Annotated in this window: 10 protein-coding genes and 1 pseudogene; 8 read left to right on the plus strand and 3 right to left on the minus strand. The window is 64.7% G+C overall.

Annotation, left to right across the window (positions count from 1 at the left end; all coding sequences use genetic code 11):
* Positions 1-160 precede the first annotated feature (160 nt).
* The 7 genes from V1280_RS12450 to V1280_RS12480 all read left to right on the plus strand — a co-directional run bounded on the left by V1280_RS12450 (position 161) and on the right by V1280_RS12480 (position 6,903).
* Positions 161-1,579, plus strand: a complete 1,419-nt coding sequence (locus tag V1280_RS12450) for a circularly permuted type 2 ATP-grasp protein (RefSeq protein WP_334523731.1) — start codon at positions 161-163, stop codon at positions 1,577-1,579.
* 4 nt (positions 1,580-1,583) lie between these two features.
* Positions 1,584-2,528: an alpha-E domain-containing protein gene (locus V1280_RS12455; RefSeq protein WP_234679117.1), complete on the plus strand. Its 945-nt coding sequence runs from the start codon at positions 1,584-1,586 to the stop codon at positions 2,526-2,528.
* Between the two features lie 108 nt (positions 2,529-2,636).
* On the plus strand, positions 2,637-3,485 hold the full coding sequence (locus tag V1280_RS12460) for a transglutaminase family protein (RefSeq protein WP_334523738.1): 849 nt from the start codon (positions 2,637-2,639) through the stop codon (positions 3,483-3,485).
* 112 nt (positions 3,486-3,597) lie between these two features.
* Positions 3,598-4,794 carry an acyl-CoA dehydrogenase family protein gene (locus tag V1280_RS12465; RefSeq protein WP_334523740.1) on the plus strand — a complete coding sequence of 399 codons (1,197 nt, stop codon included), beginning with the start codon at positions 3,598-3,600 and terminating at the stop codon, positions 4,792-4,794.
* A gap of 53 nt (positions 4,795-4,847) precedes the next feature.
* Complete coding sequence (locus V1280_RS12470; protein WP_334523742.1) at positions 4,848-5,255, plus strand: carboxymuconolactone decarboxylase family protein; 408 nt, start codon at positions 4,848-4,850, stop codon at positions 5,253-5,255.
* A gap of 106 nt (positions 5,256-5,361) precedes the next feature.
* Positions 5,362-6,120 (plus strand): proteasome-type protease, encoded by a 759-nt coding sequence (locus V1280_RS12475; RefSeq protein ID WP_334523745.1) that lies wholly within the window; start codon positions 5,362-5,364, stop codon positions 6,118-6,120.
* Between the two features lie 24 nt (positions 6,121-6,144).
* Complete coding sequence (locus V1280_RS12480) at positions 6,145-6,903, plus strand: SDR family oxidoreductase (protein ID WP_148773161.1); 759 nt, start codon at positions 6,145-6,147, stop codon at positions 6,901-6,903.
* A gap of 306 nt (positions 6,904-7,209) precedes the next feature.
* Here the strand turns inward: V1280_RS12480 and V1280_RS12485 are convergent, their stop codons facing one another.
* On the minus strand, positions 7,210-8,445 hold the full coding sequence (locus V1280_RS12485) for an MFS transporter (RefSeq protein ID WP_334523754.1): 1,236 nt from the start codon (positions 8,443-8,445) through the stop codon (positions 7,210-7,212).
* Between the two features lie 160 nt (positions 8,446-8,605).
* On the opposite strand from V1280_RS12485, the pseudogene V1280_RS12490 reads away from it, so the two are divergent.
* A pseudogene (locus V1280_RS12490) lies at positions 8,606-9,857 on the plus strand (NupC/NupG family nucleoside CNT transporter).
* A gap of 123 nt (positions 9,858-9,980) precedes the next feature.
* Here the strand turns inward: V1280_RS12490 and V1280_RS12495 are convergent.
* The gene (locus V1280_RS12495) at positions 9,981-11,051 is read right to left on the minus strand and encodes a threonine aldolase family protein (protein WP_334523757.1); all 1,071 of its coding nucleotides are present in this window, start codon (positions 11,049-11,051) and stop codon (positions 9,981-9,983) included.
* 28 nt (positions 11,052-11,079) lie between these two features.
* Positions 11,080-12,000, minus strand: coding sequence for an amino acid ABC transporter substrate-binding protein (locus V1280_RS12500; RefSeq protein WP_334523760.1), 921 nt, complete (start codon positions 11,998-12,000; stop codon positions 11,080-11,082).
* Between the last annotated feature and the right edge of the window lie 143 nt (positions 12,001-12,143).

Here is a 12,143-nt window from a genome sequence, read left to right on the forward strand (position 1 = left end):
AAATAAGCAGTCCTCAGCCATTTTTTCAGGCACCTTGCCAGCCATCCCCGTCAAATGCCTCTCCTCCATGCTTATCGCGCTGGCCCGCCCCTTGCTACCTCCTCAAAGTCATGCACTCTTGCCGCATGGCGCAACGCCTTGCGGAGACAAGTCGGGATCTATGGCAGTCGCGTTCGATGAAATGAACATCCCGGGTGGGGACCTTCGCCCCGCCTATCAGGAGCTGGCGCGCTGGCTCAAGGAGACGCCTCCCGAGGCGCTCGAATATCGCCGCCAGGAGGCCGAGCTCCTGTTCCGCCGTATCGGCATCACCTTCGCCGTCTATGGGGACTCCGAATCCACCGAGCGCCTGATCCCGTTCGACGTGATCCCGCGGATCATGTCCGGCAAGGAATGGACGCTGCTGGAGAAGGGCCTGAAGCAGCGCGTGCGCGCCCTCAACATGTTCCTGCGCGACATCTATCACGGCCGGGACATCCTCCGCGCCGGGATCGTGCCCGAAGATCTGATCTTCCAGAACCCGGTCTTCCGCCCCGAGATGAACGGCCAGCAGGTGCCGCACGACGTCTACGTGCACATCGCCGGCATCGACATCATCAGGGTCGATGCCGAGGACTTCATCGTGCTGGAGGACAATGCGCGCACGCCGTCCGGCGTGTCCTACATGCTGGAAAACCGCGAGATCATGATGCGGCTGTTTCCGGACCTGTTCGCCCGCCACAGGGTGGCGCCGGTCGAGCGCTATCCGGACGAGCTGCTCTCGGCGCTCCGCTCGGTCGCGCCGAACAGTGCCTCAGGCGAACCGACGGTCGCCCTCCTCACGCCCGGCGTCTACAATTCGGCCTATTACGAGCACTCCTTCCTTGCCGACAAGCTCGGCATCGAACTGGTCGAGGGCCGCGACCTCATCGTCAAGAACAACGAAGTGTTCATGCGGACGACCGAGGGCGTGAAACGGGTCGACGTGATCTATCGCCGCGTCGACGACGATTTCCTCGATCCCCTCACCTTCCGTCCCGACTCCGCGCTCGGCGTGCCCGGGCTGATGTCGGCCTATGCGGCCGGCAACATCACGCTCGCCAACGCAGTCGGCACCGGCATCGCGGACGACAAGGCGATCTACTCCTACATGCCGGAGATCGTGAAATTCTACCTCGGCGAGGAGCCGATCCTGAAGAACGTGCAGACCTGGCGCTGCCGCGAGCCGAAGGATCTCGCCTACGTGCTGGATAATTTGAGCGACCTCGTCGTGAAGGAAGTGCACGGCTCCGGCGGCTACGGCATGCTGATCGGCCCTGCCGCGACCAAAGCGACGATCGAAGCCTTCCGCGAGAAGCTCAAGCGCGAACCGGAAGGCTTCATCGCCCAGCCGACGCTGGCGCTCTCGACTTGCCCGACCTGCACGGCCTCCGGCCTCGCCCCGCGCCACGTCGATCTGCGGCCCTTCGTGCTCACCGGCAGCAAGAGCACGACGATCGTGCCGGGCGGGCTGACGCGCGTCGCGCTGAAGGAAGGCTCGCTCGTGGTGAATTCGAGCCAGGGCGGCGGCACCAAAGACACCTGGATTTTGGACGAGTAGAGAGATGCTGTCGCGTACCGCCGAAAACCTCTACTGGCTCGCCCGCTACGTCGAACGGGCCGAATACCTCGCGCGCACCATTGATGCGACCCTGCGCGTCACCGCGCTTCCCGCCGCCTATATCGGCAAGACCAACGAGTGGGACTCCGCGCTGCTCACCGCCGGCGTCGCGGAAAGCTTCTATCAGACCCACGAGGAAGCCAACGAGCACAACGTCGTCGACTACCTCTCGTTCTCGGCCGACAACCCCTCCTCGATCAGGAACTGCATCGAGGCGGCGCGGCTGAACTCGCGCTCGGTGCGCACCGCGCTGACCAGCGAGATGTGGGACACCATCAACTCGGCCTGGATCGAGCTTCAGGCGGTCTGGAGCAAGGGCACCTCCACGCGCGAGGACCTCGCAAAATTCCTGCGATTCGTGCAGGAGACCTCGCTGCGCTTCGACGGCTCGGCCTACCGGACCATGCTGCGCAACGACGCCTACTGGTTCTCGCGCCTCGGCCTGCATCTGGAGCGCGCCGACAACACCGCGCGCATTCTCGACGTCAAATATCACGTGCTGCTGCCCGAGGAGGAGCACGTCGGCGGTCCGCTCGACTTCTATCAGTGGAGCTCAATCCTGCGCTCGGTGTCGGCGCTGACGGCGTATCACTGGGTCTACCGCGAGACGCTGAAACCGTGGCTGGTCGCGGATCTGCTCATACTCAACGGCACGCTGCCGCGCTCGCTTGCCAGCTGCTACGACAATCTCACGCGCAACCTCGACCAGATCGGCGTCGCCTATGGCCGCCAGGGCCCGGCGCAGCGCCACGCCCGCGGCATCCGCAACCGGCTGGAACACAGCAACATGAACGACATTTTCCAGCATGGCGTGCATGAATTCATTCAGGAATTCATCGCGGACAATTCCAGGCTGGGCGAAATCATCACGAAGCAGTATTTGATCTGACCTTCGTCATTCCGGGATGGTCCGAAGGACCAGACCCGGAATCTCGAGATTCCGGGTTCGATGCTATCGCATCGCCCCGGAATGACGGCATAGAAACTATGGTCCACCATGCGCCTGCGAATCCAGCACACCACGACCTATCGCTACGAGCCGCAGGCCACGAGCGTGATCCAGATCCTGCGCATGACGCCGTGCAGCCATGACGGACAATATGTGGCGGAATGGCAGATCGACGTCTCGACCGACACCAAGCTCGACATCCATGAGGACGCCTTCGGCAACGTCACCCATGTCTTGTCGTGTGGGCCCGTCGGCGACATCAAGATCACCGCCGAAGGGCTGATCGAGACCCACGATACCGGTGGTGTGCTGCGCGGCGCCGACGAGCGCTTTCCCGCCGACATGTTTCTGCGCACCACCGACCTCACGACTGTCAACCCGGCGATGGCAGCGGTCGCGCGTCAGTTGCGCAGCGAGGCCGAGAGCGACACGCTCGGCTTCCTGCACACGCTGATGTCGCAAATCAGCGACCACATGACCTTCGACGAAGATCCGACCAACAGCGGCACCTCGGCGGCCGAGGCGTTCACCCTCAAGCGCGGCGTCTGTCAGGACTATGCGCATATCTTCATCGCCTGCGCCCGCACTGGCGGCGTGCCGGCGCGCTTCGTCTCCGGACACTTCCTGCGCTCCGACGGCACCGTGCATCAGGACGCCGGCCATGCCTGGGCGGAAGCTTACGTCGACGGTCTCGGCTGGGTCGGCTTCGATCCCGCCAACAGCATCTGCACCACCGACGCCCATGTCCGCGTCGCGATCGGGCTCGACTATCTCGGCGCAGCACCGGTGCGCGGTACCCGCTATGGCGGCGGCGCGGAGACGCTGACGGTCGCGGTCAAGGTCGAGCAGGCCGGCCGCGGCGGGCAGTCGCAATCGCAGTCCCAGCGGCAGAGCTAGACCCGGCCGCAGCGTTACGGCTGTAATCGACGGCTGCGGCGCTGAAACCGAACCGTAGCGCCCTCTGTTCAACCTCCGTTGCGATCCGTTCCCGCAACAGAGGTTGAGACAGATGCGGCTTCAAGAAAAAATCAGCAATTCCCTCGCACTGCGCGATCCCCACAAAGGCATGCTTCTGGGGATCGGCGAGTTGGCGCCCGAGATCACGGCACGCGCGGCCGAGATCGAAGCTGCGCGCCGTCTGCCGCCCGATCTGGTGGAACGGCTGAAATCGATCGGACTGTTTCGGATGTTCGTGCCGCGGAGCCATGGCGGGCTGGAGCTCGATCTGCCGGCCGGACTTGAGGTGATGAAGACGCTGGCCCGTCTCGACGGCTCGATCGGCTGGCTCGCGATCGTCGCCGGCGTCGGCGGCCTTTTCGCCGCCGCGGCGCGTCCCGAACTGTACCAGCAAATCTATCAGGACGGACCGGACGTGGCGATCTGCGGCTCGTCGCAGCCGGCCGGCACGGCAGAGCGCGTGGCCGACGGCTATCGCATCAAGGGACGCTGGCCGTTCGCCAGCAGCTGCACCCATGCCGACTGGATCGGCGGGTTCTGCATTGTCACCGACCGTGGCAAGCCGGTCCCAGGCCCGCAAGGCAAGCCGATGGTTCGTGCCGTTCTGCTGCCGGCGCACGACTGGGAGATCGAGGACACCTGGCATGCGGCCGGGCTCAAGGGCACCGGCAGCCATCACATCACGCTGCGGGAGACGTCAGTTCCCGATATCCATGTCTGCGATGTCGATGCCGCCGCGCGCCTGTCGGGTCCGCTCTATCAGGCGTTGCGGCAATGGCTGCCGTTGCTGCACGGGACATTCGCGGTGGGCCTGGCCGAGGGCACCGTCGATGATCTGCTTGCGCTGGCCCATACCGGGCGCCAGCAATTATATGCGGCCGTGCCGATGCGAGAATCCGAGATATTCCAGTACGAACTCGGACGAATATCCGCTGACCTCAGGGCGGCGCAGGCGTTTCACGAGGTCCAGGTCGCGAGCCATTGGCGGCGCGCGCTGTCGGGAACGCTGAACGATCCAGATCTCCTGGTCGAGGGAGCGCGATCCGCAACCTGGCTCGCCACGACCTGCGTCGGCATTGCGGACGCCTGCTTTGCGCTGGCCGGGAGCAGCGCGGTCTACGACAGCTCGCCGCTGCAGCGGCGCCTGCGCGACCTTCACGTCGGCGCGCAGCATGCTCACGCGCAGCAGCGGCAATATGTCGAGGTCGGCAGGCTGGCCCTGCGTCGCGCGGCCGAGCAGGCCTGTTGACCGCACCAGCCGTGCTACACTCGCAGGATCATACCTGACCCTGCGAGGCCCCCATGGCGACCGTGAAGCTGCTTTCGGACGATGAACTCTCCAGCGAGGCGCGCGCGGTTTTCGACGACATCCGCAAGGTGCGGCAATCGGATTTCGTCAACAATTTCTGGCGCGCGCTGGCGCATGATCCGACGACGCTGCGGCGGACCTGGGAGAGCATCAAGGAGGTGATGGCGCCGGGCGCGCTCGATCCCAAGGTCAAGGAGATGCTTTATGTCGCGGTGTCGATCGCGCATGGCTGCAGCTATTGCATCCATTCGCATACCGCAGCCGCCCGGGCCAAGGGCATGACCGAGGCCGAATATGGCGAGCTGCTCGCCATCGTCGGCATGGCCGCGGAGACGAACCGGCTGGTCACCGCGCTCGGCGTCCCCGTCGACCAGGCGTTTCTCGCCGATGCCGCTGACTGAACTGGGCTTTCTGCCCCGTTGATGCATGCCACGGGGGGTTTCATGCGTCGGCGAAATTGGCTACTAGTTTGGCGCCGGCAAAAGCGCTCGCGTTCGGGGACTGGAAATGACCTATTGTTGTGGAATCCTGGTTCGGGACGGGCTGGTCATGATCGCCGACACCCGCACCAATGCCGGCCTCGACAATGTCTCGACCTTCCGCAAGCTGCACATCTTCTCCAAGCCCGGCGACCGCATCATGGCGATCGCCAGCGCCGGCAACCTCGCCATCAGCCAGTCGGTGCTGTCCACCCTGACCGAGGGTCTGGAAGACCCCAACACGGGCGACATTGAGACGCTGATGAACGCGCCGACCATGTTCCAGGCCGCCCAGCGCATCGGCCGGGCGATCCGGGCGGTGCACACCACCGAAGGGCCGGCGCTGAAATCCGAGGACGTGTCCTTCGACGTCTCCTTCCTGTTCGGCGGCCAGATCAAGGGCGCGCGCATGCGCCTGTTCATGGTCTACACCGCCGGCAATTTCATCGAATGCACCACCGACACGCCTTACCTGCAGATCGGTGAGCACAAATACGGCAAGCCGGTGCTCGACCGCGCCATGCATTACGACGTCGAGCTCTACGAGGCGCTGAAGACCGGGCTGATCTCGATGGACTCGACCATGCGGTCAAACCTCGGCGTCGGTCTTCCCATCGACGTGCTGGTGGTGCGCAGCGACGCCTGCGACGCAGATCTCAACCATCGCATCGAGGCAGGCGAGCCCTATTTCCACGATCTGCGCTCGCGCTGGTCGGCAGCGTTGCGCGCGGCGCATCAGAACATTCCGCGGCCGCCCTACAAGAACGAAAAAGAACCCAAAACCTGACAACTGAAGAAAAGGCAGGAAACGATGAGTGAAGCAAAAAAGATCGCAGTGGTGACGGGCGCCGGCACCGGTGTCGGGCGCGCCGCGTCGCTGGCGCTGATGAACACCGGCTTCACCGTGGTGCTGGTCGGGCGCCGGCTCGACATGCTCGAGGAAACCGCGAAGCTCGGCCCCGCGGGCAAGAGCCTGTGCGTCACCGCCGACATGACCAAGCCGGAGCAGATCGCCGCGCTGTTCGACAAGGTCAAGGCAACCTACGGCCGGCTCGACGTGCTGTTCAACAACGCCGGCATGGGCGCGCCGGCGGTGAACTTCGAGGACCTCGGCCTCGAGCAGTGGCAGGCGGTGGTGAACACCAACCTCACGGGCCCATTCCTGTGCACCCAGCACGCCTTCCGCATCATGAAGGACCAGAGCCCGCGCGGCGGCCGCATCATCAACAACGGCTCGATCTCGGCGCATGCGCCGCGGCCGTTCTCGGCGGCCTACACCTCGACCAAGCACGCCATCACCGGCCTGACCAAAGCCTCCAACCTCGACGGCCGCATGTACGACATCGCGGTCGGCCAGGTCGACATCGGCAATGCCGCGACGCCGATGACCGACCGCATGGTCAACGGCCCCGGCGTACTGCAGCCCGACGGCACCACCAAGCACGAGCCGCGCATGGACGCGAAGGCGGTCGGCGATGCGGTGGCCTACATGGCCGGCCTGCCGCTCGATGCCAACGTGCTGACCATGACGGTCATGGCCAGCAAGATGCCGTTCGTGGGACGCGGCTGAACTAAAAAACGCGAAAACAACCCCATGCACAGTAGGCGTCAAGGGGCGCCTACTGTTGCTTTGCTGCGGGGGTGACGCGGCGTAAGTCCACGCGCCGCTTCAACAATCGTCATTGCGAGTTGGGACCGGCCTCGAGGGGCCGACGCGCGCTGAATGAAACGGCCTTTGGCGTCGCGAATGGAATCAATGGGTTAGCTCGACGTTTCTTCCTAGCGCAGCGAAGCAATCCAGACTGCATCCGCGGCACGATTCTGGATTGCTTCGTCGCTTCGCTCCTCGCAATGACGCGTGGAGAGAGCCTCGTCCCTACTCCAAACTCTCCACCTTCCGCAGGCTGGGGAACAGCTTCATCCAGAGCAGCGCGACCGCGACCGTGCAGACGCCGCCGAGTACGGCGGCGGGCATGGCGCCAAACAACGCCGCCGTCAGCCCGCTCTCGAACTGGCCGAGCTGGTTCGAGGCGTTGATGAAGAGGAAATTGACCGCGCCGACGCGGCCGCGCATCTCGTCTGGGGTGGCGAGCTGCACCAGCGAGAAGCGGATCACGACGCTGATCGTGTCGGCAGCGCCGAGCACGGCGAGCGACAGCACCGACAGCCACATCCAGGACGACAGCGCGAACACGATGGTGGCCACCCCGAACACGATCACCGCCTGGAACATGCGCAGGCCGACATGCCGCGTGATGGCATGGCGCGCCAGCACCATTGTCATCAGGAGCGCGCCGACGGCCGGCGCTGCACGCAACACGCCGAGCCCCATCGGGCCGGTCTGGAGAATGTCGCGGGCATAGATCGGCAGCAGCGCAGTGACGCCGCCGAACAGCACAGCGAACAGATCGAGCGAGATGGTGCCGAGGATCGCGGGATTGCTGCGGATGAAGCGGACGCCGGCAAAGATATTGTCGGTGCTCTCGTCCTTGGCCACGGCCTGCGGGCGCGGCTGGATGAAGCCGGTGAGGATCATCCCAAGGATCCAGAACACCAGCATCACGGCGTAGGCCAGATGCGGCGCGATCGCATAGGCAAAGCCGCCGAGCGCAGGCCCGGTGATGGTCGCAACCTGCCCCGCACCGCTCGCGACGGCAGTCGCGCGCTGGAGCGAGCCCTGCGGCGCGATCAACGGCAAGAGCGCCGCCGTGGTCGGGCTCTCGAAGGCGCCGGCAATGCCGAGCACGAAGGTCGCGACGAAAATCTGCACTTCGCTAACCGCACCCAGATAGGTGATGACGGCGAGGTAGAGCGTGGTCGCGGCTTCCACGAACTGGCAGAGCTGGACCACCCGCTTGCGCTCAAAGCGGTCGGCGGCGTGACCGGCGACAAACACCAAAAGCGCGGTGGGTGCGAACTGCACGAGGCCGACCATGCCGAGATCGAAGGCCGAGCCGGTGAGGTCGTAGATCTGCCAGCCGATCGCGACCGCCGCGATCTGGCTGGAAAAGCGTGACAGGCTGCGCGAGAGCAGGAAGAACAGGAAGGCGGGGTGGCGGAGGAGCTCTCCGGCGCTGACCGCCGGACTGACGGATGTTGGCTGCTCTGGCATCGCCTCTTCGGTCACGCTCGGCTGGTCCGCCCCTGATATCGACGCGCTCCCCGCGTGGCTGACGCGGGCCGGCTTGTCAACAGCGGGCGGCCCTTAAGGTCATCCGGCATTGCGTTTGCATCGCACGCGCGGCCATAATCATTGGGGCTTTGGGGACATCATGCTGCGGCTGCAATCGACACTCGGCGTTTTCGCATTGCTGCTGATCGCCTTTGCGCTGGCGGAGAATCGCCGCGCGGTCTCGCTTCGGCAGGCGCTGATCGGCCTCGTCGTGACCTTCGTCACCGCGATCGTGCTGCTGAAGGTGCCGATCGTGGCGCATGCCTTCGGCGCCATCAACGACGCGGTCGGCGCCATCTCCGCGGCCTCGCGCGCCGGATCCTCCTTCGTGTTCGGCTATGTTGGCGGCGGTCCCCTGCCCTTCGACCTGAAGGTGCCAGGCGCCGATTTCATCCTGGCGTTCCAGGCGTTGCCGATCGTGCTGGTCATGAGCGTGCTGACGACGCTGTTGTTCTATTGGCGCGTGCTGCCGCCGATCGTGCGCGGCATGGCCTGGCTGCTGGAACGCACGCTTGGCGTCGGCGGCGCGGTCGGGCTCTCGACCGCGGCCAACATCTTCCTAGGCATGGTCGAGGCGCCGCTGTTCGTACGGCCGTATCTGGCGCAGATGAGCCGCAGCGAATTGTTTCTGGTGATGACCGGCGGCATGGCCGGCATCGCCGGCACCGTGCTGGTGCTCTATGCGACGCTGCTGGCGCCGCTCATCCCCGATGCCGCTGCGCATTTCGTCATCGCCTCCGTGCTGGGCGCGCCGGCCGCGATCCTGGTCAGCCTGATCATGGTCCCGGAAACCTCCGACAAGCGCACCGGCGGCGCGCTGGAGGATCCGGAGATGGAAGTGTCCAGCACGATGGATGCGATCGTGAAAGGCACGAGCGCGGGGATCGAGCTGCTGATCAACATCGTCGCGATGCTGCTGGTGCTGGTGGCGCTGGTCTACCTCGTCAACGCCGTCCTCGGCCTGCTGCCGAATATCGGCGGCGCCGCAATCTCATTGCAGCGCCTGCTCGGCCTCGTGATGGCGCCGGTGTGCTGGCTGATGGGACTGCCGTGGGATCAGGCCATCACCGCCGGCAGCCTGATGGGCACGAAAACCGTGCTCAACGAGCTGATCGCCTATGTCGACTTCTCAAAGCTGCCGCCGGGTACGCTCGATCCGCGCTCGCGCCTGATCATGCTTTACGCGATGTGCGGCTTCGCCAACTTCGCCAGCCTCGGCATCATGATCGGCGGCCTGGGGGGTGATGGCGCCGGAGCGGCGCGACGAGATCAATGCGCTCGGGCTGAAGTCGATCGTGTCGGGCACGCTGACGACGTGTTTGATGGGCGCGATCGTGGGGGTGTTGAGCTAAGCGGCCGTAGCCCGGATGGAGCGCAGCGCAATCCGGGAAAGTATCTCCGTCGCAAGCAGCGGCCCCGGATTTCGCTGCGCTCCATCCGGGCTACAAACTTCCCAACGTCACATCGGCAGATGTCTAAGCCAAACCTTCAGCCACGGCGCGAAATGCCATGACGGCGCGCTCGATATCCGCATCGTCGATATGGCGATGGGTCACACAGCGCAATCGATGCCTGCCCCAAGGCCTCGCCTTCAGGCCCGCCCTCTCCAGAGCCCCCGACCACGCGGCGCTGTCGCGCCCGGAGAGAGAGACATCGACCTGCACGATATTCGTTTGCGGGATTGTCGCGCTGATCTTCGGATGCATGCCGTTCAGCGCATCGCTGAGGGCTCGCGCACGCCGGTGATCCTCGCCCAGACGCGCACCCATGACCTGAACCGCCTCCAGGCCGGCGGCAGCGAGGATGCCGATCTGGCGCTGCGTGCCTCCCAGCATGCGACGAAACCTGCGGCTCCGGTCGATCACGGCGCGCGGCCCGGCGAGCACCGCGCCGGCTGGCGCGCTCAGGCCCTTCGACAGACACAGGGAGACCGTGTCGCAATGCCTCGCAACCTCGGTCGGCGCCGTTTCAAGCGCGACCGCGGCGTTGAAGAGCCGCGCGCCGTCGAGATGCACCGGGACGCCCCGAGCCGAGGCCATGGCGTGCACCGCCTGCATATGCTCCAGCGGCAGCACTGCGCCGCTTGCGTTGTTGTGCGAGGTTTCCATCGCGACAAGGGCGGTCCTGAGCTTGAGCCCTTCGCCCTGCAAGGCGTCTTCCAGCAAATTCAGGTCCATCGCGCCGTCGCGACCGGCAATGGCGAGGTAGAACTGTCCGGTAAACGTCGCCGCCCCTCGTTCGGACGTGTACATATGAGCATTCGCTTCCAGCACGATCTGTTCGCTGCGCTGCGACTGCGCCAGCGTCGCCAGCAGATTGGCCATGGTGCAGCTCGGCACGAACAGGCCGGCCCCCTTGCCCAACGCCGCAGCTGCGACGGCCTCCAGCTCCTGCGCCGTGGGGTCACCGTCCAGCCCGTCATCACCGAGTGGCGCCGATGCCATGCGGGCATACATCGCTTCGGTCGGCTTGGTGACCGTATCGCTGCGCAGGTCGATGGGCGGCAACCCAGCGCCCGCCGAGTTCGTGTCGTGTTGTTGTGCCATCGCGAGAACCTTCAGAGCGCTTGGTGCTTCATTCGTAGGCTGCCGGGTCGCCGGAATCGGTCGGGTTGGCCAGCGCCCGCTTGAGGGCCGCGCTCATCGGAAATTTCAGGTTGAGGCCATGCGGCGGAATTGGGGAGTTAAAATATTTGTCGTACAGCGCCGCGAGCTGTCCGCTCTTGATCAGGTCGATCACGGCCTCGTCGACCACCTTCTTGAAAGCAGGATCATCCTTGGGTTCGACGATGCCGTAAGGCGCCATCTCGAGACCCTTGCTACCGATCAGGAAGTCATCCGGCGTCCTGGACGAGGCGACGGTGGCATAAGCGAGACCGTCATCGTTGGCTGAGCCGGCCACCCGGCCCGTCGACACCAACAAGAAGGTCTCGGCGGTGTCCTTGGCCGGCACGACCGTGATGCCAAGATTGTTCCTGGCGTTGATCAGCGTCATCACCTTGAAAGTCTGGCCTCCGGCCTGGGCGGAGATGGCCTTGCCGCGAAACGAAGCCGGGTCGTTGACATCGACCCCGCCATCCCTGCGCGCGACGAGGACGACCTGCGCAACGAAGATGGTGGGAGAAAAGGCGGCAAGTTTATGCCGCTCGAGATTATTGGTCGTGTTGCCGCATTCGAGATCGATCGTCCCGTTGGCGAGCAGCTGAATGCGTGTCGCCGAGGTGATGGGGTTATAGCGAATCTCGAGCTTGGGAAGCTTGAGGGCCGTCTTGATCGCCTGCACCACGTGTTCGCAGATCTCCACGGTATAGCCGATCGGCTTCTGGTTACCGTCGAGATAGGCGAAGGGCACCGAGGTCTCGGGATATCCCAATGTGATCGCGCCGTTCTCACGGATCTTGTCCAGCCTGCTCGCACCCTGGGCCATGGCCTCGCTGCAAAGAAGAACCATAGCGACGGCCGCCGTGGCGAGTGCCTTGATCGTCGTCGCTTTCATGTCGTCCCTTTCTTGTCGTCCTCTTGGCGAATGTCCGTGACGCCGTCCGCGGTGGGTGAGCAACGACAGGACGGCTCTATGCGAACGGCTTCATGCTCTGGACTATCGTCCAAAAGCGCGATCTGATGAAATTCCAGTTTCAC

The organism is Bradyrhizobium sp. AZCC 2230 (assembly GCF_036924495.1).
In the GTDB taxonomy this organism is placed as follows: domain Bacteria; phylum Pseudomonadota; class Alphaproteobacteria; order Rhizobiales; family Xanthobacteraceae; genus Bradyrhizobium; species Bradyrhizobium rifense.

Excerpts from the sequence above, each read along its gene's own strand:
- V1280_RS12450 (WP_334523731.1), top strand. The coding sequence starts at position 161 with ATGGCAGTCGCGTTCGATGAAATGAACATCCCGGGTGGGGACCTTCGC.
- V1280_RS12460 (WP_334523738.1), top strand. The coding sequence starts at position 2,637 with ATGCGCCTGCGAATCCAGCACACCACGACCTATCGCTACGAGCCGCAG.
- V1280_RS12455 (WP_234679117.1), top strand. The coding sequence starts at position 1,584 with ATGCTGTCGCGTACCGCCGAAAACCTCTACTGGCTCGCCCGCTACGTC.
- V1280_RS12470 (WP_334523742.1), top strand. The coding sequence starts at position 4,848 with ATGGCGACCGTGAAGCTGCTTTCGGACGATGAACTCTCCAGCGAGGCG.
- V1280_RS12465 (WP_334523740.1), top strand. The coding sequence starts at position 3,598 with ATGCGGCTTCAAGAAAAAATCAGCAATTCCCTCGCACTGCGCGATCCC.
- V1280_RS12475 (WP_334523745.1), top strand. The coding sequence starts at position 5,362 with ATGACCTATTGTTGTGGAATCCTGGTTCGGGACGGGCTGGTCATGATC.
- V1280_RS12495 (WP_334523757.1), bottom strand. The coding sequence starts at position 11,051 with ATGGCACAACAACACGACACGAACTCGGCGGGCGCTGGGTTGCCGCCC.
- V1280_RS12485 (WP_334523754.1), bottom strand. The coding sequence starts at position 8,445 with ATGCCAGAGCAGCCAACATCCGTCAGTCCGGCGGTCAGCGCCGGAGAG.
- V1280_RS12500 (WP_334523760.1), bottom strand. The coding sequence starts at position 12,000 with ATGAAAGCGACGACGATCAAGGCACTCGCCACGGCGGCCGTCGCTATG.
- V1280_RS12480 (WP_148773161.1), top strand. The coding sequence starts at position 6,145 with ATGAGTGAAGCAAAAAAGATCGCAGTGGTGACGGGCGCCGGCACCGGT.